The following is a 19,265-nucleotide window of genomic DNA, read 5'->3' on the forward strand; positions in this document are numbered from 1 at the left end:
TGGTACTATGAAATATTATTTAATTCTCCCCTTACTTTTATGGTCTATAAATTCCGCTGCCCAAAAATATAATCTTGATAAAGAATTTAAAGGTATTGAACAAAAGGTAATAGATTGGAGGAGAGATTTCCATCAAAATCCAGAGTTATCGAACAGGGAGTTCAAAACAGCTGAAAAAATAGCGGCACATTTAAAATCTTTGGGGATAGAGGTCCAAACTGGAGTTGCCAAAACTGGGGTCGTAGGTATCCTAAAAGGAAATAAAAAGGGTAAGGTAATTGCTTTGAGAGCGGATATTGATGCACTACCTGTTACAGAAAGAAACGATCTTTCCTTTAAATCCACAGCAACCTCTGAATTTCTTGGGCAAGAGACAGGTGTTATGCATGCCTGCGGGCATGATACCCATACAGCCATCCTTATGGGGGTGGCAGAAATACTCGCTAAAAATAAAGATAAAATTAAAGGAACGGTTAAGTTCATTTTTCAACCTGCCGAAGAAGGACCTCCTCCTGGCGAGGAGGGCGGTGCCCTATTAATGGTCAAGGAAGGGGTACTTAAAAACCCCGACGTGGATGCGATTTTTGGACTACATATAAACTCGGCCACCCCTGTAGGTGTAATTCGCTATAAATCTGAGGGTCTAATGGCTGCCGTACAGCGATTCGTTATTCAGGTTGAGGGCAAGCAAACCCATGGATCTCAACCTTGGAAGGGTATAGACCCTATCCTCATCAGTGCCAAAATTATAGATGGGCTGCAGACCATAATTAGCAGAGAAGTTGACCTTACCAATGAAGCAGCGGTAATTAGTGTGGGCAAGATTACAAGTGGGGTGCGTTTTAATATAATTCCTGAAAATGCTGAAATGATTGGCACTATTCGAACTTTGGACTATGACATGCAAAAACTTATTACAGAGCGCATGAAGGAAATGGTACCTGCAATTGCTAAAGTATACGGGGGTACGGCGACCATTGAAATCAAAAGCAATACGGACATAACTTACAATGACCCCAACTTGGTAGCGAAAATGCTTCCTACCCTAAAAAGGGTTGCTGGCATGGACAATGTACAATTACAAAAAGCAGTTACTGGAGGTGAGGATTTCTCGTATTTTCAAAATGAGGTGCCAGGATTTTTCTTTTTTTTAGGCGGAATGACCCCAGGAAGCACTAAATCATTTCCTCATCATACGCCTGACTTCACTATAGATGAAAGTGGAATGTTACTTGGAGTTAGGGCCCTCACAGAAATGAGTTTGGACTTCCTGAACCAGTAAACATATGAGGATGATTATCAGAATAACATCCTACAATAGTTGAAAATAAAGTCACCTTTACAAACATCCCCGTAATTCACCATGGATGATATTCAGGTTAATGTTGATGTCAGTGAATTAAACAGATCCTTCTCTTCTACATATACGCTTATAATAAGGTGACGGTACCATTTTTAGGTCTTCAAGATTTGTATAGCTGCCCTTATTTGTGAGGACAAGAATATATGGGAAATAAGAGGGTGACCAATTAATTTTAATATTAAATTTGCCCGCGAAATCAAATTTCACAATCTTGCAGAAAATCAATTAATTCAAAAATACCAAACATTCAAATAAACAAATTTTATCCATGAGAAGAAAAATTTTTACGACCCTAATTTTATTAATGTCCATTTCCATTTCCCAGGCACAAAGCAAAAAAGACCTTATTCGGGAAGTGGATAATCTAAGGGCTCAATTCAGGGAAGCTGAAACGGCACTTTCGGAATCGAGGCGGGAGGAAAGGATTGCGTCTGCTAAAGTGGAATCATACGAAGCACAGGTTAATGAACTTAAGGAAACCAATGCCAACCTATTAAAAAACTTGAATAGTTTTACAGAAGCATCCAACAAGAGATCTGATCATATTAACAGCACGCTTGAAAGTTTAGTTAAAAAGGAAGCGCAATTAAGGGTGATCAATGATGAATTGAGCAGCCGTGATTCTATTACCCTAGCTGTATTTACTCAATTTAAACAAACTTTGGGTAGTGATCCCAAGATAACAGTGAGTAATGGAGCCGTTGCAGTGGTGATGGACAACAGTTATTTATTTGGGGAAAATGCCAAGAACTTTAAAGTACAGGACAAGGCGGAAGCAATTATTGCAAAAATTGGAAGCGTTTTAAAAGCCAATCCTACCATGGATATTCAAATTGTCAGTAACAGCAATTTAGTGGAATCCAAGGATAATAAGTCGAACAACTGGGAGATTGGCACACAGCAGGCTGCTGCGATAGCCAGGATTTTGGAAAGTAAATACCAAATAGAGCCCAAACGAATCATTGCCACCGGTAAATCGGAATTAGGGCTTTACAGCATTGAAACGGCCACAGAGATTATTGTGCAACCAAAATTTTACGAGTTCTATAAATTGGTTAAAGAGAATATGAAATAGACTTAACAATCTGAAAAGCGCTACCAAGCGCTTTTTTTTGCTTAGTCCCCAAATGTTCAATAGATAAATGTATCGTGAAAAAGTTATTACCATCCATAATTTTTAGAGGAATAAGCCGTTTAACATTCTACAAACCAAAAAACACCAATACAAAATGACTGGAGAGGAAATTTTTCAACTTTTCGCCTATTTATTACCAGCAATAGTAACCGGAGTGGTTGCCTTTTATTTTTTTAGATTGCACACCAGAAACGAAGAAGGAAGAAGGCGGTACCTATTGCACAAAGACACTCAAAAAAATACACTTCCCATTAGACTTCAGGCCTATGAAAGATTAGCCTTGTTTTTGGAACGAATTGCCATTCCAAGTTTAGTGGTACGGGTAGGTCCAAAAAATAATAACAAAAACGATTACGAAAATTTATTGATCAAGAGTATTGAAAATGAATTTGAGCATAATTTATCCCAACAGATCTATATGACCGAAGAATGTTGGAATATAATTAAGGCTGCAAAAAGCGCTACTATCCAAATGATAAGGAAAGCGGGTATGAGCGAGTCCGATACGGCAGATAAACTACGTGAAGACATTTTAAATGAAACCATGGAAAAGCAATCACCGTCCGCAACTGCTTTGGCCTATGTTAAAAAGGAAATTGGGGAACTTTGGTAAATGAAATTTGGTTAGGTAACACTGGAAAACTTTTCCTCTGCATATCTATAACCCTGATGCCACCATTGGGACATAAGTTTTTTATTAAAAATCAAGGAGTTTTCCGTAAGTTTAATTGGGGTGTAATATAAGTTTAATTGCACTCCTTTATGTTTTGCGGCCAATACCCCTTCCGAAATATCGTGGTATTCTATTTGGTCCAAGACAAACCCGTAAATACTCAACATTAAGGAAAATGGATTTTTACCGAGGACCTTATTATGATCCATATTATCGGATTCCAAAATAATGGCATCAATCTCCGTTGCTCCCCTTCTTATTGCTTCCCTAATTGGAACTACGCAGCCCAAGCCCCCGTCGCCATATTCAAATCCGTCCCTTTTAACCAAGGACATAAAGGGGATATAGTTACAAGAAATCCAAATCCAATCACAGAATTCATCATAGGAAAAATCCTTTATGGATTTATATTCTATCCTGTTTTTGGAAAGGTTGGAAACGGTCACCACCACGTCTTTCCCGCCATTTTTTATATCCAGGAATTCTTTTACCGTAAAATTCTTTCTTATGGTACGCCTTAAGGCCTTACTTTCCCCAAAAGTACGTTTGCTCTTCACAAATTGGAGAAAAGTGTTCAAAAAATTAATGGTCACATATTCTCGATCCCCCTTTTTTCGTACTACAAAGGGATTAAGACTAAAAATTGAGCGCTGATTAACATTGGTGTAAATAGTATAAAGCTTGCCAATATTATTTAAGGCCAGTTGTGGAATTAAAAGACTACCTGTAGAGGTGCCAACCAATATATCATATTCCCGTTTTTCAACTTCCATAAGGTATTGGGCCACTCCACCAGCAAAGGCACCCTTGCTACCGCCCCCACTTATTACCAGTGCTTTCATAGAATTGCAGTTTCTATTTGGTTGGTTTCCGAATTTTTATGTTTGGCAAAATTAAATCCACTTTCCCACCAAACGGTCATTTTTTCCCTTTCAAATATAAGGGAGTTGGTGGTGAGAACGGTAGGTGTGTAGTAGAAATTGATGATAGCATTATTGTGGTTGGCCACATATTTTCCTATCCTGATATTTTGTTGCTCTATTCTATCCAGCATAAAAGCGAACATACTTGTAAGTAATGAAAACACATTTTTGGAAGGCATTCTGTTTAATTGTGTAACCTCGGTTTGCAATATTATGGCGTCTACAACCCTAGCTCCTCTTCTAATGGCTTCCTCAATGGGTACCATGCTACCAAGTCCCCCATCTGCATATTCACATCCATTTTTCTTGACCAAGGTCATAAATGGGGTGTAATTGCAGGATACCCAGATCCATTCACAAAACTCCTCATAGGTGCAATTTTTAATGGATTTATATTCAACCTGGTTTAAAGATAAATTGGACACGGTTACTACAATATCCAAGGGTCCCATTTTCAAATGTTCAAATTCCTCTATGGAAATGGTATTTCTGATCAATGCCAATAGTTTATGACTTTCCCCAAAGGTCTTACTCCCCTTGAAAAAATTTTTCATCACATTTACATGATGGATCCCAATGGTGTCTATTCCATATTTCTTTTTTATCACAAAGGGGCAATTACTAAAAATATCATCTTGACTTACAGAAGTATATACCTCTCTAATTTTTTCTATTTTTTGAAGTGCAAGATGGGATATTAAAAGGCTACCTGTGGAAGTACCCAAGAATAAATCGTACTTGTGGTTCATTTCTTGCATCAAGTATTGGGCTACGCCACCAGCAAATGCACCTTTACTACCACCACCAGAAATAACCAAAGCTCTCATTCCGAAATCAGTTTGTTGCTAATATAACGCAATTCCCTCTCATTTAATTTCACTTTCAATCTGTCAATGCGTTCCCGGTATTCCTTTTTTTCCAAAAGCTGGTCCAATAATGTGCGTGAATACTTTCTAAATTGCCATGTATGGTGCTGGGTTCCATTTATTAAATCCAACAAATTCTTATCTAAAAAACCGATCAATTCCTCCAAAAACTGAAATGCTACCTGCCGCACTTCATAAGTGTACACTGGGGAAGTATATCCACTAAGTTCCACGTAATAATCATTGGTGTTATTTGGTTCATAATCTTTGGTGAGCAAAGCCAAGGTAAGCCACAATAATCGAATGTTCCTATTTGAATAGCCTATTATGCTTTTGGTACTGTCCAAATAATTGGCCCTATCGCTCGGATAATTTATCCATAGCTTGTACAGCATTGTCTCTTTGGTAATATAACTTTCATCTTCCAAAAGGGATTCAAATTCTGATTTCAGGTTCAAGGGGATTTGTCCTACTGAAATTGCTATGGCTTGACGGACCATAACATTATTGCTCCCTAGGGCTTCAATTAAAAAATCTTCGGACAGGGATTTGAAATAGGTTTTGATGATTTGAGATTTTAATTGATCGGATTTTGTGCTTCCCCAATACCTTTTTATTATGGATTCGTTGTCAATACTACTTGTCATTACTTCCCTTTGCAGACCAAAGAAATTCTTTAAATCCTCCGATTCACGAACCAAGCTTGTTTTGGCCTCGCCAAAAGGAAATTCCTTATTCACTAACCATCGATTCCGGAACGCACTCAAATCAGTATTACTAACCAACTCCATTTCATTAATAAAGTCATCCACAGTTGCATTTTTATATCCATACTTTTTTAAATATTGCTGGATTCCCTTTCTAAAATTTTCCTCCCCCAATTGTTCTCTCAACATATGCAATGCCCATGCTCCCTTTTCATAAAAAGTAAGGCTACTGGCTTTTGGATCAATAAGGGCTTCTCCCTTGCCTTTATTGGTCAATTCCTGTAATTGGATTGCCGATTCGTATAATTTCCAATAATAATATTCTTTACCAAATAGTTCTTTCTCGGCCAAAAGGGCGTAATAGGTGGCAAAACCTTCATGGAGCCAATGACTGGAGCCATCAACTTCGGTCACCAAATCACCAAACCACTGGTGTGCCATTTCATGTGCATTTACATTCACATAATTTCTATCCTTAAAGGCAATGGAATCCATTACATAGGTGTCCGAAAAAATTGTAGTACCGGTATTTTCCATACCCGCATAAAGAAAATCGCGGACAGGAATCTCCTTATAATTTTGCCAAGGATAGTCAACCCCAATTTCCTTTTCCAAGAAGTCAAATATCTCTTTGGTAAATCTGTAAGTGGGTTCTACCAAAGAGCTATCACTAGGGTAATGATATAGGTCTATGGGTACTCCCCTATTGGACAAAATCTGTTTTTTATGGTAGTCACCTATTGAAAAAGCAAGTAAATAACTGCTCATAGGTTTAACCATATTAAAACTCCATTTTTTTAATCCATCCAGGTCTTTGGTCCCTATTAGGTCGCCATTCGCAATTACCTCATAGTTCTTATCAAAGGTAAGGTTCAAATCAAATTCTACCTTTTCGGTCATATCATCAAAACTAGGAAGCCAGTGACTTGTATATTTGCCCTGGCCTTGGGTCCAGATCTGCTCATTACCCGATATATCATCGGACCACCCCAAAAAATAAACAGTTTGTTTGGGATTTGCAACGTATTTTATTTCCAGGGAATAAGATCTATTGGCTTTAAATGTTTTATGAACGATAATACTTTTACCGCTATTGGTGGTCTTAACCTTTTTATTGTTGAGCCGAGTCTCTATTAATTGTAGATTTTGAGCATCCAAAAAAACCGAATCCACTTTTTGTAGGGCCTTTAATTCGTAGGTTACAGTTCCGGTAATGGTTTCTAGCTTTGGATCAATACTTATATCGACCTTAGCTCGAAGGAAATCTACCTTGTCCTGATGCTGGGCAGAAAGCATGACAGTTATCAGAGAAAGAAAAACGAAAAGGGGATACTTCATGCTACAAATATAATGCCCTTGGTATTGTCATGTTCAATTTAATTAGTGAATATGTTCTATAATTTATCAAGCAAATCCTGTGCCTTATTGTATTCATCGGCAGTTGGTGGAATTTCAACCAAAACTAGCATACATGCATCATATTTTTTCTGTTTTAAAAGTCCCAATGCCTTATACCACAGCGCTTCATTTATATAAACAGAGGTGCCAGAGGCAACTTCGTCCAAGTCTTTATAGGCATTCCCATAGTCTCCGGTTTCTACTTGGGCAATTCCTCGGTACAACAACAATTCCTGATTCTTGGAATCATTACGCAATAGTTCGCTCAAATAATCTGTAGCCTCGTAAAAAGACTTGCTGTTAAAGGCATTCTCGGCCTTCTTGGCCAAAGGATCTCCATCACCTCTCTGAACCAAAGAAATATTGGGCTGGGCAGCAAAATCATTATACCGTGGCTGATTATTATTCATTAGAAAATAACCACCAATGGAAATCAAAAGTAAAATTGCAGCTGCATACTTCCAAATTTCAGTCTTGAAGCTTGTTTGCGCTTTCTTGTTAAAATGCTGGTTCCCAAATGTTTTAAGGCTTTGTTCAAGAGCTGTAAGATCCTCTAAGTCACTAAATTTCTCAGATAAGTAGGTGGAAGTTTCCTTATAAGCTTCAAAAGATGCCTTAAAAGATTCATCATTGACTATACGGGCCTCGAAGTCCTTTCGGGCCTTAGAGTCAAGGGTCCCGTCGAGATATGCTTCGTAAAATTCTAAATCCAGTTCGTTCATGATATTAGGCTTTTAGGTTTTTATATTCCGACGATTCCTGCACCATCCGAGTCAATTCGCCAATACACAATGATTTCTTTTTTCGTGCATAGGCATAAGTAACTCCTAATTTTTGAGCTACTTCCTCCATAGATTTTATTTCGAAAGTAGTTTTTAAAAGGTCTTTGCAGGCGTCTCCTAATTTTTGAAACATGCGATCGAACACCAATTTCTTTTGTTGTTCAATCTCAAAATCATCAGCTAGGTGCACTGCATCGTCATTAATAGATAAAACCTCTTCGTTTATTGTTACCTCTTTTAAAGAACTTTTTTTGATTTCGTTCAGCCAGCGCCGTTTACACAGCAAGAAAAAATAGGCGTCGAACGGACAGCTCAATCGCAATCCTTTATGTTTGGCCTGATTGTAAATGGCAACCAATACCTCTTGTACAACATCTTTGGCGGCATCTTCATTACCGCTATTTTTTTTTATATATCCGACCACTTTTGGGACAAAACGGTCATAGATGCTTTTTATCACCAAAGGACTGTTCATTAATAAACCTTCTATATACTTCTGATCCGGATGGACATTTGATTCTGCCATTCACTAAAAATTTTCCCTAAAGTAAGAAAACTATAAGTTCTTTTTTACAAAACAATCTAGTCTATGAATATCAACTCCACTAAGGCTCTTGATATCGTGAAAACTCTTCTTTCATGATTTCTAGGCGTCCTATTTTAAGTTAATGACCCAAGTTATTCAAGAAAACAATTGGCAATAGCAGCAAGTAAACAACTGGTGCTTATTAAAAGAACAATCCGTATCCCTTAAAACCTAAAAAAATTAAAATTTTAAAAATAATAGGGTAACAAAATTCAAGAGGTTTTGATATAAGGGAGAACGAACAAATAAATCCTTTTCAATTAAAAATAAAAATCATGAAAAATGCAATACAAATTTTAGGACTTTTTTTAATGACGACGGCCATGCTAACAAGTTGCCAAAAAGAAACAAATGGAGATAGCGACTTTGGAGACAACATAGTCGAGAGGGCTACTCCCCAAGAATTTACAAATTTAAAGGCTTCCGCCATTGAAAATCTAAAACAAACCTTTCAAATCGATGTTGATGGTTCAGGGACTTTCACTACCCAAAATGGTGTAGAGATAACCGTGAATAAATCCTGTTTGGCCAACAATGGCAATTCGGTAGCAGGGATGGTTGATATAGAAGTAATAGAACTATTTGATAGAGGAACAATGCTCGCCACCAATAAAACTACTATGGGCCTGACCGCTACCGGTGGCAAAGCCTTGCTGGTAACAGGTGGGGAATTCTTTATTGAAGCTACACAGAATGGGCAAGTTTTACAACTTATTTGTCCTATGCAGGTAATCGTTCCAACTGCACTTACCGGTGGCGACGATACCGATATGACTTTATGGGACGGTATTATAGGAATGGAATGTGAAATTGAAACCGGATGTGATGATGTTACTTGGGTTGAGCAAAAACGCGATGGACAGAACCAAGGTTTAGACATTGGTGAAGGTGCAGCAGGACAATCATCTTATATGGCCTTCTTTAACAACTTTGGATGGACCAACGTTGACCGTTTTTGGAGTGACCCTAGACCAAAAACCAACTTATTGGCAGAAGTACCGGAAGGTTTTAATAATGAAAACTGTGCGCTGTACCTATCCTATAATGGTGAAGCAGGCTCTCTTGCCAACTTGGACGCTTATGATCCTGAGACCGGTTTATTTTCAGAGCATACCGGAATTATTCCTATTGGTCTTGAATGCCATGTCATCTTTGTAAGTGAAGAAAACGGTAGTTGGTTATATGCTATCAACCCTATTACAATTGTAGCCGATGGCACTATTGTTATCACAGAAAGCGAATTGGCCACCACAACTGAGAGCCAGCTAATCTCAATGATAAACGCTTTGCCATAGTATTAGGTAGTTATCATGGAAGGAGGGCACCTTTGAAGCCCATCCCTCTATTAGTAGGATTCAAAAAGATACTTGAATAAAATTAAAAAACAGGGTAACAAAAATAAGATCCTCTTGATATAAGAATGTAAATCAATAAACAATAGAAATTTTAAAATAACCCATTATGAAAAAATTGATGATAATATTAATTCTCGGAATTGTTTCCTGTACTCCAGACGATGGTGACCCCACAGTGTTTTGTGATAATTCCACTTCAGAATTCCAAACACTTTATCAAAATATGATCAGTGCCGGGCATACAGACAATGTGACGTACGACACCGAAATACACGAATATACATTTATGCTATCTACAACCAAGGAAGTATGCGAAATTGGGTACCAAAGTCAGACTGGCATAGCCGCGACACCTTATGTTATAGAAATTGTGGACAATACTACAGCAAATACCATTTACACAGGGTCCCACACCTTCACTGCTACTGGTACTTCATATGTAACACCTACGGTAGCTATCAATTTACAAGCGGGAATTTCATATACCGTAAAGCGAATTCAAACCAACTGGGGAGCCAATATCGGTAATACTATTGGACGATTGGCAACAACAAACACCATGAGCTTTCCTTACACCAATGGTATAATGACCATTACAGGTTCAAATTTTCATCAAAACGGTGGACCGGCCATCGACTTTGGTGTCCCATATATTGATATAATCTTTAAATAAACTTTTAAAAAACTGGTTTTTGAAAAAAAAATATAAAACAGAGGTAACAAAACTATTGCTCTGTTGATATAAGGGTGTAAAACATTAAATAAACAAATATTAAAACAATCAATTATGAAAAATTCTAGAAAATTATTCGGAATAGTGGCAATGGCAGTTATAACATTGGCCAGTTGTTCAAGGGAAGAAGGCGATCAAACCGACGAACAAGGAATACCGTTCCAAGCGGCCACACCTCAGGCATTTGCAGGCCTGAAATCGGATGCTTTGGCGGAATTAACCCAGAATTTTCAGTTTGATGCCTCAGAAACGGGAGTTTTCACAACTGAAAATGGAACTCAGATCAGCATTAATGGTGCTTGTTTAACAAAAAACGGGAACGCTGTTACTGGGGAGGTAGCTGTATACATCGTAGAACTTTATGATAGAGGAAATATGTTGTTGACCAACAAAACCACCATGGGCAGAATGAATGACGGGGGGAAAGCGATTATGATTTCTGGTGGCGAATTTTATATCAATGCCACACAAGGTGGTGATCAGTTGGTCTTAGGCTGTAATATGCAAGTAATTATTCCGGTTGATTTAACAGGAGGTGCTGATAACGCAATGTCATTATGGAAGGGAACAATAGGAGAAGATTGTGATAATACTGTTGGATGTGACGACATTATTTGGGATGAAATTCGTGATGATGAAGGAAATATGCCAGGTATCGAAATTGGTAAAGGAATTGCCCAAGGTGACGCCTATTATACCTTCTTCCAAGAATTCGGATAGACCAATGTTGACCGCTTTGCTGGTGACCCTAGACCAAAAACAGGCCTTTTAGTTGACGTGCCAGAAGGATTTAACGATGAAAATAGTGCTGTCTATATCTCCTACGATGGCGAACCAAATGCCCTTGCATTTTTGGACAAATATGATGAAGATCTTGAATTGTTTACCGAGCATTATGGTCAAATACCAATCGGTTTGGAGGCTCATGTCATCTTTGTAAGTGAAGACAACGGAAATTGGTTATATGCTATTAAGGCAGTAACTATTATAGCCGACGGAACAATAAGCTTTAATTTATCGGATACTGCTACGGCATCAGATGCCCAACTAAGGGCCCTAATAAACGATCTTCCATAATATAAGGTCTATCTTATTTATATTTGAATTTAACTTCAGGACTGGTGGCTGGAATACCGGCAACCAGTCTTTGATTGTTAAAACCTTCAAAAGAATTTTTACTTATACCAAAGAGCCACTCAAAACGTTAGCTACTAGGGAGTTTTAATCGTAAACCCAATTTCGCTAAAATGCAAAAACAACTTACATTAATTGTCCTGACCTTATTCGGATTTGCTATCCAGGCTCAAGAGCTGATTGTCAACGATACGGTCATGCGTTATGCCAATATTGGTTATGATGCCAATGGCAATGAGGTATCCTTTCTTTCGGATACCCCGCCACTACAACAAATAGCAGGAGCGCCAAAGGCCTTTTACAGTTATTATTGGGAATTTGGGGATGGGACCTATAGCACAGAGAAAGACCCTAAACACACCTACAAAAACACTGGAAGCTATGAGGCAAAACTTTGGGCTACCAACAATTACGACACTGGAAAACCGCCTGCGACTCGACCCAAAAAAGTCGTAATTAACGAAATAACAAATACAGCGGACGATGTAGCCAGTATGACCGACGATTTCGTGCTTAAACGTAATCGCGAGCCGATGATCAACGAAGAAATGGTTATGATAGTCAGCTACAAGAACACCAACAACTATACTTCCTCAGGTAATATTCATCTATTCTATAACGAAATGGCATTCAAGAATGATAACTTTTTAGAACCACAAATTAGGATGCATCATGGTGAAAGTTTGATTCCTACGGATATAATTGTCAATAATACGAATAGTAATCCTACCCAAACATTCTTGGCATCCATTGAAAATGAACTGATTTCTTATAATACTAAGCCACAAGATTCCACAAAAAAAACCAACCTACCGCTAAGTATGGATGAAGCCAAATTAGCTTATCGCTCCCAAAAATCGATTTCATTTGACAACATGCAACCGGGTGAAGAGCGAAATATCTTTTTAACCATGCGCACAGCACCTGAGATGATAAAAGATACCAGTGCTATTATTTCCGTTCGAGGTATTTATGTACCAGATAATAATTACAGTGACCATACCGTGAAAGATATGGAAATGGAAATCGTGACTTCCCACGACCCCAATAAAATGTCTTCCAATGGTGTATTGATGAACTATCGTTTGGTACGTTTTAAGACATTGAAATATAAGATCAAATTCCAGAATAACGGTGAAGGGCCGGCACGGACGATTCGTCTGGAAACGGATATTCCTGAAATGCTGGATATGTCTACCCTAAAATTGGAGGACCAATATCCCGCTTGTCCTATTTGCCCTAAAGAACCGGTGCGTTACAGCTGTTTGGATACCACCTTTCTAAAAAATAAGGCCATTTTTACCTTTAAGAATATCTACCTCCCAGGAACAGAACAGAAAAATGTTCAGGAAAAGGATTCCACCAAAGGTTATGTAAACTATAGTATCCGTTTTGCAAAGGACTTCCATAAGAAGAAGACCAAGAGCCGTACGGCAATCATTTTTGATAAAAACGAACCCATCATTACCAACTACGCCACAACACGTTTTACTCCTGGGATTTCCATAGGGGTAAAAGCTGGGTACAATTATTATCCGAATATTGAAAATGCAAAGAGCTATTTTCTGAGTGCTGTGGTTTCTCCCTACAAGCCATATCGCTTGTATGGACAGGCGGAATTCAGTAATAGTTTCAACACAAGTACAAATGCTAGCAGCGTGGACCAAATTGTAGACGACCCTAGAAACGGAGGAAAAGGGTTACAGCGAACAATAAAAACGACAGAAGAAAAAAATGTAAATTGGGAGGTACCTATTTTGCTTCGATATAATCTCAATAATTACATCGGTATTGGTACGGGTATTCAGGCAAATATAAATGTGAGCACTAGGGCCAATAATAGCGTAACTGTTGAAAATTACGAAGGCGATACGGATCAGTTTCTAATTGATTCCAATACCGATTCAAATTCAACGAAGGAATCCTTTACCAACTTGGGAACGGGTATTTTATTCGATGTCACCGCAGGCTTTTCCCGCCTAGGCCCAAGTTTCGGTGCGCGCTATATATTGAACAATAAAACCGATTTTAGCTATTGGCAACTCTATGCTTTATGGCGATTATAATTGAATAACCTGAATAAAATAATCGTATTGGTTTTCTGGGCACTCCCCTTCTGGAGTTCCGCCCAACTTTCTGCGGATGAACTTTACAAGATGTTGGACAGTCTTGTCGCCAGGCCAACAGTTGAAAATATCCAGCGACTTGAAAATTCCGCACATACCTTCAGTTCAACGGTCAACGCACGAAATGAACAACTTACCTTGGTCATTGTACGATGTAATCTTGGCTATTATTTGGAAAAAAATGGTGACTTGGCCAAAAGCATGGAAAATTATGAAGATGCCTATCAGCGTTTCGAGTCCAACCATTTGTCAGATTACGATATTTTTGAAAATGCAGTAGTTCCATTGGCTGCTTTATATACTAGACAGGGTGATTATTTATTAGCGGAAGAACTACTAAGGAAATGTGCTGCCCATGCGAAAAACACCGCAAATAATTCCCTATTGTTCAATACAGTATTATCGTTATCCGCCCTTTATAATTCTACTTCCAGATATGAAATATCGTACATTTTGATAAAAGAAACATTGAAGAAAAAAGATATTCCATTGCATACTGGTGCAGCTTTGAAAAATAACCTTGCCACTGCTTACTTTCGAATTGGAGACTTTGAAAAAGCAAAACAGCTGCTATCCGAAATAATGGTCTCAACTGGATTAAATCATGTTAATGCCTATAAAAGTCTCGCATTTATAGCACTTAAGGAAGGCCAAGTTGAAATAGCCTTGGATTACTTTGAAAAAGCAAAAACAGCACTTTTAACCAATGAAAATGCATCTTCTCGTGAATGGGTAAACTTACAGGTAGAAGAGGCCGAATTACTGCTGGAAATTGGAAACATACCTGAGGCACAAAACATATTGCAAAACGCTATGTCAGTTCTACTTCCCTCCCATTCCGGAAATGCATTGCCCGACAAATCAATATTATATCCCGATCGAAATTTTCTGCGAATTTTTGATGTCTATGCCTCAACTACAACGTCTTTGGTGGATGCATTAGGTGCATATGACCTAGCCAATTATGTGACTAATTTGCTGCAACAGGAATATATATCCCAAGAAACTAAAATGATACACCGGGCAGTAGTGAAACATCGCACGGAAAAATGCATCGATCTATTGTGGAAGCGCTATTCCGATACCAATGAACAGGTTTGGGCCCAAAGAGCCTTTACATATGCTGAACAAGGCAAGGCTTCGGTATTAATGGAAAGAAATATATTGAATAAGGAAAATGATGAAAATTCCTATGAGAATACTTTTGAGTTAAAAAAACTCTTAAGAAAACGGGATAAGCTAACCGACCAATTGCTACGTGCACAATTCAAAAACTTGGATGACCAAGTACTGGAAACTTTCAGTTCAGAATTGGCAGACGTAGCCCGACAGATAAAGATTTCTCAGTCCAATTTGCCTAATCCGCTTCGACCAGAAATAAATCTAACCGATCTGCAACAGAGGTTAAAAACTGATGATGCAGTACTACAATCCTATTTCTTGGGTACAAGAAGAAACTATCAATTCATAATTAATGATTCCGGCATACAAATGCTTCGCCTTCCCGATACCGAGGAATTGACCCCTCTAATTTTAGAATTTGTCCATCTTTTTGATGGTCCGGAGGCCATTAATAATGATGTATTGAATTTTACAAAAATAGCTCATAGGATGTTCGAGGTTTTACAATTAAAGAAAGGTCTATATAAAAAGCATCTGGTGCTAATTCCCGACGGCCTCCTTAATTTTCTTCCCTTTGAATCGCTATTGACCGAACCTACAAATGGGATGTCGTTTTCCAAAATGCCTTTTTTAGCGGTATCCCAAAAAGTAGCATATGCCGTTAATGCGAAGCGTTATCTGGATTCAGAAAATAACTCAAAAATAAAATCCATTTTAGGAATTTTTCCCATTTTCAAAGGAAGTTCTGACGAATTATCATATTCTGAAGATGAGGCAAAAGCCCTTCAGGATAATATGTCTGCAGAATTGATTCTAGAGTCTCAGGCCACCAAAACCAATTTTATAGAGAAGGCAAAAAAGCATGTCCTGATTCATTTATCTACCCATGCTGCCAGTGGCAATTTTGTAGTTCCTGCCCACGTACAATTTTATGATGATTTGCTGTACCTGCCTGAACTGCATAGTTTGGATATGTACGGCAAGACGATTATATTAAGTGCATGTGAAACGGGGATTGGAAAACTCCAAAAAGGAGAAGGTGCCATCAGCATCGCCCGTGGTTTTCAGTATGCTGGTGCATCATCTGTGCTATTTTCAATATGGAAAGTAAACGACCAAAGTACCGCCTCGGTAATGTCCCGATTTTATGAATCATTTAAAGAAACAGGGTCTGTATTCGAATCCAATCATATAGCAAAGCTGTCTTACCTAAAGGACATTACTGTTACAAATACTAAAAAATCGCCGTACTATTGGAATGGTTTCGCATATTACGGAGCCATTGCTTCATCTGAAAAATCCAATAACTCTTTATGGTGGTGGGGTGGTCTAATTCTGTTTCTGGGGTTTTTGATATTTCTACTGAGCAATAGAAAGAAATAGAATAAAATTTTTTCTGATACTCCTATTTGAAGGAAGTAGATGACTTCATTCTTCTCCTTTTCTAAAGAGGTTGATAATAATAATCACACACTTGCAGTTGTATTAAGGAACCCTTATTTTAGTCTATTGAAAAAAACAACATCAGATTTAGTCGTCCATAATTAACTAACAATAGTTATTTATAGTACTTCCAATAAAAATCAAATGTATCCCGATGAATTCCAATGTACTACAGACGCCTATTGCATACCTAAAAGGCGTTGGTCCCAACCGTGCAGAAACCTTACAGTCGGAGCTAGGTATACAAACTTACCAGGACCTAATAAATCTATTCCCCAATCGCTATATAGATAAAACACAATATTATAAAATTAACCAGCTACAAAGAACCAGTTCGGATGTCCAGATCATCGGGAAGATTGTAAACATTAAAACGGTTGAACAAAAAAGAGGAAAGCGGTTGGTAGCCAAATTTATGGATGATACGGGCGAAATGGAACTTGTTTGGTTTCGTGGTCAAAAATGGATCAGGGAAAATCTGAAACTAAACACGCCCTATGTTATTTTCGGAAAAGTTAATTGGTTCAATGGTACCTATTCCATGCCCCATCCAGAAATGGAACTATTGGTAGAACATGAAAAAGGTCTGAAAATAAGTATGCAACCAGTTTACCCTTCAACTGAAAAACTGGCCAACAAGGGCATTACCAATAGGGTAACCAACAAACTTCTTCAGCAGTTATTCATAGAAACCAAGGGCAGGTTCGCGGAAACCTTATCCCCTGGCCTAATAAGTGAGTTGAAGCTTGTCTCTAAAAGTGAAGCACTTTTTAATATTCATTTTCCAAGAAATCAAGAGCTGTTGGCCAAGGCACAGTTTCGACTTAAGTTTGAGGAATTGTTTTACATACAATTGCAGCTCATATCCAAGAATTTGTTACATAAGCAAAAAATAAAAGGGTATAATTTTGATCAGGTTGGAACGCTTTTCAAAACATTTTATGAGCATCACCTGCCATTTGAACTTACCAATGCCCAGAAAAGGGTAATTAAGGAGATTAGGGCCGATTTGGGGAGTAATGCCCAAATGAATAGATTACTTCAGGGAGATGTGGGTTCTGGTAAAACCATTGTGGCTTTAATGACAATGCTATTGGCCATAGATAATGGTTACCAGGCATGTTTAATGGCCCCAACGGAAATATTGGCCAACCAACACTTTATGGGTATAAAGGACTTGCTCGGAGATATTGGGGTCAACCTGGCCCTACTTACTGGATCCGTAAAAAAATCGGCCCGCAAGATAATCCATGAGCAATTGGAAAATGGAGAGCTCAATATTTTAATAGGTACCCATGCCCTGTTGGAGGATAAGGTGGCGTATAAAAATTTAGGCTTGGCCATTGTGGATGAGCAACATAGATTTGGTGTAGCACAGCGCGCCAAGTTATGGCATAAGAACGACATTCCTCCCCACATTTTGGTAATGACCGCCACCCCTATTCCAAGGACTTTGGCCATGAGTCTATACGGAGATCTGGACATTTCCACCATTGATGAACTCCCCCCCGGCAGAAAACCCATAAAAACCGTCCACAGATATGATTCCAACCGCTTAAAAGTATTTCAATTTATAAGGGATGAAATCAAAAAAGGACGGCAGGTCTACGTGGTCTATCCTTTAATCCAGGAATCGGAAGCTCTGGATTATAAAGACCTAATGGACGGTTACGAGAGTATAGCAAGAGATTTTCCTATGCCCGAATTTCAAATTTCCATAGTACATGGCAAAATGAAACCTGCTGACAAAGACTATGAAATGGAGCGATTTGTTAAGGGGGAAACACATATTATGGTAGCCACAACAGTAATAGAGGTTGGTGTTAATGTTCCCAATGCTTCCGTTATGATCATTGAAAGCGCAGAGCGGTTTGGGTTATCGCAGCTCCACCAATTAAGGGGCCGTGTAGGTCGTGGAGCCGATCAAAGTTTTTGTATTCTAATGACAGGACATAAGTTGTCTTCTGATTCAAAAACTAGATTGGAAACCATGGTGGGTACCAATGATGGATTTCAAATTGCCGAAGTGGATTTAAAGCTTAGGGGACCTGGCGATTTAATGGGAACCCAACAAAGTGGTGTTCTTAACCTAAAGATCGCGGATATTATTAAAGACAACGATATTCTAAAAACGGCTAGATTTCATGCCCTTAAAATTTTAAAAGAAGATATTAGCTTGCAGAAGCATCCTATAATACTGAATGCCTATACACAATTGGTGAAATATAAAAATATTTGGAACTATATTAGTTAAACACCGTTGTCGTGATTGGTTAATTGGATGTATTACGGTTTTTTGGAGGCTTGCACTCCTTGCAGAAATCAGAAAGTGCAAGAAGTTCACTTTTAACGGCTTCATGTTCCTTACTTAATACTGCTTCTTTCTTTCCAAAATTCGTTTCTAAATAGACCCTTGAACTAATTTTATTTCGTTCAGTAACCATTTTATCAAAATAGGGTTGGAAAAAGGTAGCATCGGAAAAGGTTTTTTTGTTTTCAAATAGTTCCTTTCTAATCTTTCTAGCATAGAGCTCAGAGAGATCAAAGTCAAATTTAACAAGAGCAATCAATCTTTCTGCCTCTAAACTATCTGCTGCCATAATTACTGCTGCATCCTTTTGAAAGGTACAACTCACTTTGGAGTTGAAGTTCTTCGTGAACATGAATTCTATATTGGACATTTGAAAGGCAAAGTCCAGCATAACACCAGATTGAACAAACACCTTATCAATATCCTCACTAATTACCGTTTTTGACCCCTGAAAATCTTCAATTATAAATGTATGACCAGGAGACCAATCTATCCTATTCTCCTGTGAGTATAGCCAAGTGGTTAGAACTAAAAAAAGTAATACTAATCTATAGGACATAAAAATTATTCAATTATCCATAACTAATCATTTACAACAATTAATCATA

At 38.1% G+C, this 19,265-nt stretch carries 16 protein-coding genes; 10 read left to right on the forward strand and 6 right to left on the reverse strand.

Annotation, left to right across the window (positions count from 1 at the left end; translation table 11 throughout):
* Positions 1–7: 7 nt before the first annotated feature.
* The 3 genes from MWU78_RS07505 (at position 8) to MWU78_RS07515 (ending at position 3,111) form a co-directional block, all read left to right on the forward strand.
* Positions 8–1,282, forward strand: a complete 1,275-nt coding sequence (locus MWU78_RS07505; RefSeq protein WP_246996538.1) for an amidohydrolase — start codon at positions 8–10, stop codon at positions 1,280–1,282.
* 349 nt (positions 1,283–1,631) lie between these two features.
* Positions 1,632–2,438, forward strand: a complete 807-nt coding sequence (locus MWU78_RS07510) for a hypothetical protein (RefSeq protein ID WP_246996540.1) — start codon at positions 1,632–1,634, stop codon at positions 2,436–2,438.
* Between the two features lie 154 nt (positions 2,439–2,592).
* Entirely contained in the window at positions 2,593–3,111 is a 519-nt protein-coding gene (locus MWU78_RS07515; RefSeq protein ID WP_246996542.1) for a hypothetical protein, read from the forward strand.
* Positions 3,112–3,122: 11 nt separating this feature from the next.
* Here the strand turns inward: MWU78_RS07515 and MWU78_RS07520 are convergent, their stop codons facing one another.
* Genes MWU78_RS07520 through MWU78_RS07540 form a run of 5 tightly spaced genes read right to left on the reverse strand, consistent with a single transcriptional unit; the run spans position 3,123 to position 8,373 of the window.
* Positions 3,123–4,013 carry a patatin-like phospholipase family protein gene (locus MWU78_RS07520; protein WP_246996544.1) on the reverse strand — a complete coding sequence of 297 codons (891 nt, stop codon included), beginning with the start codon at positions 4,011–4,013 and terminating at the stop codon, positions 3,123–3,125.
* Complete coding sequence (locus MWU78_RS07525) at positions 4,010–4,921, reverse strand: patatin-like phospholipase family protein (protein ID WP_246996546.1); 912 nt, start codon at positions 4,919–4,921, stop codon at positions 4,010–4,012. Before MWU78_RS07525 ends, MWU78_RS07520 begins: the two co-directional genes overlap by 4 nt.
* Entirely contained in the window at positions 4,918–7,005 is a 2,088-nt protein-coding gene (locus MWU78_RS07530; RefSeq protein WP_246996548.1) for a M1 family metallopeptidase, read from the reverse strand. The genes MWU78_RS07525 and MWU78_RS07530 overlap by 4 nt, the downstream gene beginning before the upstream one ends.
* A 56-nt stretch (positions 7,006–7,061) precedes the next feature.
* Positions 7,062–7,787 (reverse strand): hypothetical protein, encoded by a 726-nt coding sequence (locus MWU78_RS07535; RefSeq protein ID WP_246996550.1) that lies wholly within the window; start codon positions 7,785–7,787, stop codon positions 7,062–7,064.
* A gap of 4 nt (positions 7,788–7,791) precedes the next feature.
* Positions 7,792–8,373, reverse strand: coding sequence for a sigma-70 family RNA polymerase sigma factor (locus MWU78_RS07540; protein WP_246996551.1), 582 nt, complete (start codon positions 8,371–8,373; stop codon positions 7,792–7,794).
* A 335-nt stretch (positions 8,374–8,708) separates the two neighbouring features.
* Here MWU78_RS07540 and MWU78_RS07545 point away from each other — a divergent pair, with 335 nt between their 5' ends.
* The 7 genes from MWU78_RS07545 (at position 8,709) to recG (ending at position 18,600) form a co-directional block, all read left to right on the forward strand.
* Positions 8,709–9,728: a hypothetical protein gene (locus MWU78_RS07545; RefSeq protein ID WP_246996553.1), complete on the forward strand. Its 1,020-nt coding sequence runs from the start codon at positions 8,709–8,711 to the stop codon at positions 9,726–9,728.
* A gap of 166 nt (positions 9,729–9,894) precedes the next feature.
* Positions 9,895–10,461, forward strand: coding sequence for a hypothetical protein (locus tag MWU78_RS07550; protein ID WP_246996555.1), 567 nt, complete (start codon positions 9,895–9,897; stop codon positions 10,459–10,461).
* A gap of 114 nt (positions 10,462–10,575) precedes the next feature.
* Positions 10,576–11,241 (forward strand): hypothetical protein, encoded by a 666-nt coding sequence (locus MWU78_RS07555; protein WP_246996557.1) that lies wholly within the window; start codon positions 10,576–10,578, stop codon positions 11,239–11,241.
* A 57-nt stretch (positions 11,242–11,298) separates the two neighbouring features.
* Positions 11,299–11,598: a hypothetical protein gene (locus MWU78_RS07560; RefSeq protein WP_246996559.1), complete on the forward strand. Its 300-nt coding sequence runs from the start codon at positions 11,299–11,301 to the stop codon at positions 11,596–11,598.
* A 170-nt stretch (positions 11,599–11,768) separates the two neighbouring features.
* Entirely contained in the window at positions 11,769–13,721 is a 1,953-nt protein-coding gene (locus MWU78_RS07565; RefSeq protein ID WP_246996561.1) for a PKD domain-containing protein, read from the forward strand.
* Entirely contained in the window at positions 13,722–16,286 is a 2,565-nt protein-coding gene (locus MWU78_RS07570) for a CHAT domain-containing tetratricopeptide repeat protein (RefSeq protein WP_246996563.1), read from the forward strand. It begins immediately after the preceding gene.
* A 214-nt stretch (positions 16,287–16,500) separates the two neighbouring features.
* On the forward strand, positions 16,501–18,600 hold the full coding sequence (recG, locus tag MWU78_RS07575; protein WP_246996565.1) for an ATP-dependent DNA helicase RecG: 2,100 nt from the start codon (positions 16,501–16,503) through the stop codon (positions 18,598–18,600).
* A 19-nt stretch (positions 18,601–18,619) separates the two neighbouring features.
* On the opposite strand, the gene MWU78_RS07580 is transcribed toward recG, so the two are convergent.
* A complete protein-coding gene (locus MWU78_RS07580) occupies positions 18,620–19,216 on the reverse strand; it encodes a hypothetical protein (protein WP_246996567.1) in 597 nt (198 codons plus the stop codon).
* Positions 19,217–19,265: the final 49 nt, after the last annotated feature.

The organism is Arenibacter sp. F26102, from assembly GCF_023015865.1.
Taxonomy (GTDB): domain Bacteria; phylum Bacteroidota; class Bacteroidia; order Flavobacteriales; family Flavobacteriaceae; genus Arenibacter.

Coding starts and splice junctions, on each gene's coding strand:
- MWU78_RS07505 (WP_246996538.1), top strand. CDS start 8: ATGAAATATTATTTAATTCTCCCCTTACTTTTATGGTCTATAAATTCC.
- MWU78_RS07510 (WP_246996540.1), top strand. CDS start 1,632: ATGAGAAGAAAAATTTTTACGACCCTAATTTTATTAATGTCCATTTCC.
- MWU78_RS07515 (WP_246996542.1), top strand. CDS start 2,593: ATGACTGGAGAGGAAATTTTTCAACTTTTCGCCTATTTATTACCAGCA.
- MWU78_RS07520 (WP_246996544.1), bottom strand. CDS start 4,013: ATGAAAGCACTGGTAATAAGTGGGGGCGGTAGCAAGGGTGCCTTTGCT.
- MWU78_RS07525 (WP_246996546.1), bottom strand. CDS start 4,921: ATGAGAGCTTTGGTTATTTCTGGTGGTGGTAGTAAAGGTGCATTTGCT.
- MWU78_RS07530 (WP_246996548.1), bottom strand. CDS start 7,005: ATGAAGTATCCCCTTTTCGTTTTTCTTTCTCTGATAACTGTCATGCTT.
- MWU78_RS07535 (WP_246996550.1), bottom strand. CDS start 7,787: ATGAACGAACTGGATTTAGAATTTTACGAAGCATATCTCGACGGGACC.
- MWU78_RS07540 (WP_246996551.1), bottom strand. CDS start 8,373: ATGGCAGAATCAAATGTCCATCCGGATCAGAAGTATATAGAAGGTTTA.
- MWU78_RS07545 (WP_246996553.1), top strand. CDS start 8,709: ATGAAAAATGCAATACAAATTTTAGGACTTTTTTTAATGACGACGGCC.
- MWU78_RS07550 (WP_246996555.1), top strand. CDS start 9,895: ATGAAAAAATTGATGATAATATTAATTCTCGGAATTGTTTCCTGTACT.
- MWU78_RS07555 (WP_246996557.1), top strand. CDS start 10,576: ATGAAAAATTCTAGAAAATTATTCGGAATAGTGGCAATGGCAGTTATA.
- MWU78_RS07565 (WP_246996561.1), top strand. CDS start 11,769: ATGCAAAAACAACTTACATTAATTGTCCTGACCTTATTCGGATTTGCT.
- recG (WP_246996565.1), top strand. CDS start 16,501: ATGAATTCCAATGTACTACAGACGCCTATTGCATACCTAAAAGGCGTT.
- MWU78_RS07580 (WP_246996567.1), bottom strand. CDS start 19,216: ATGTCCTATAGATTAGTATTACTTTTTTTAGTTCTAACCACTTGGCTA.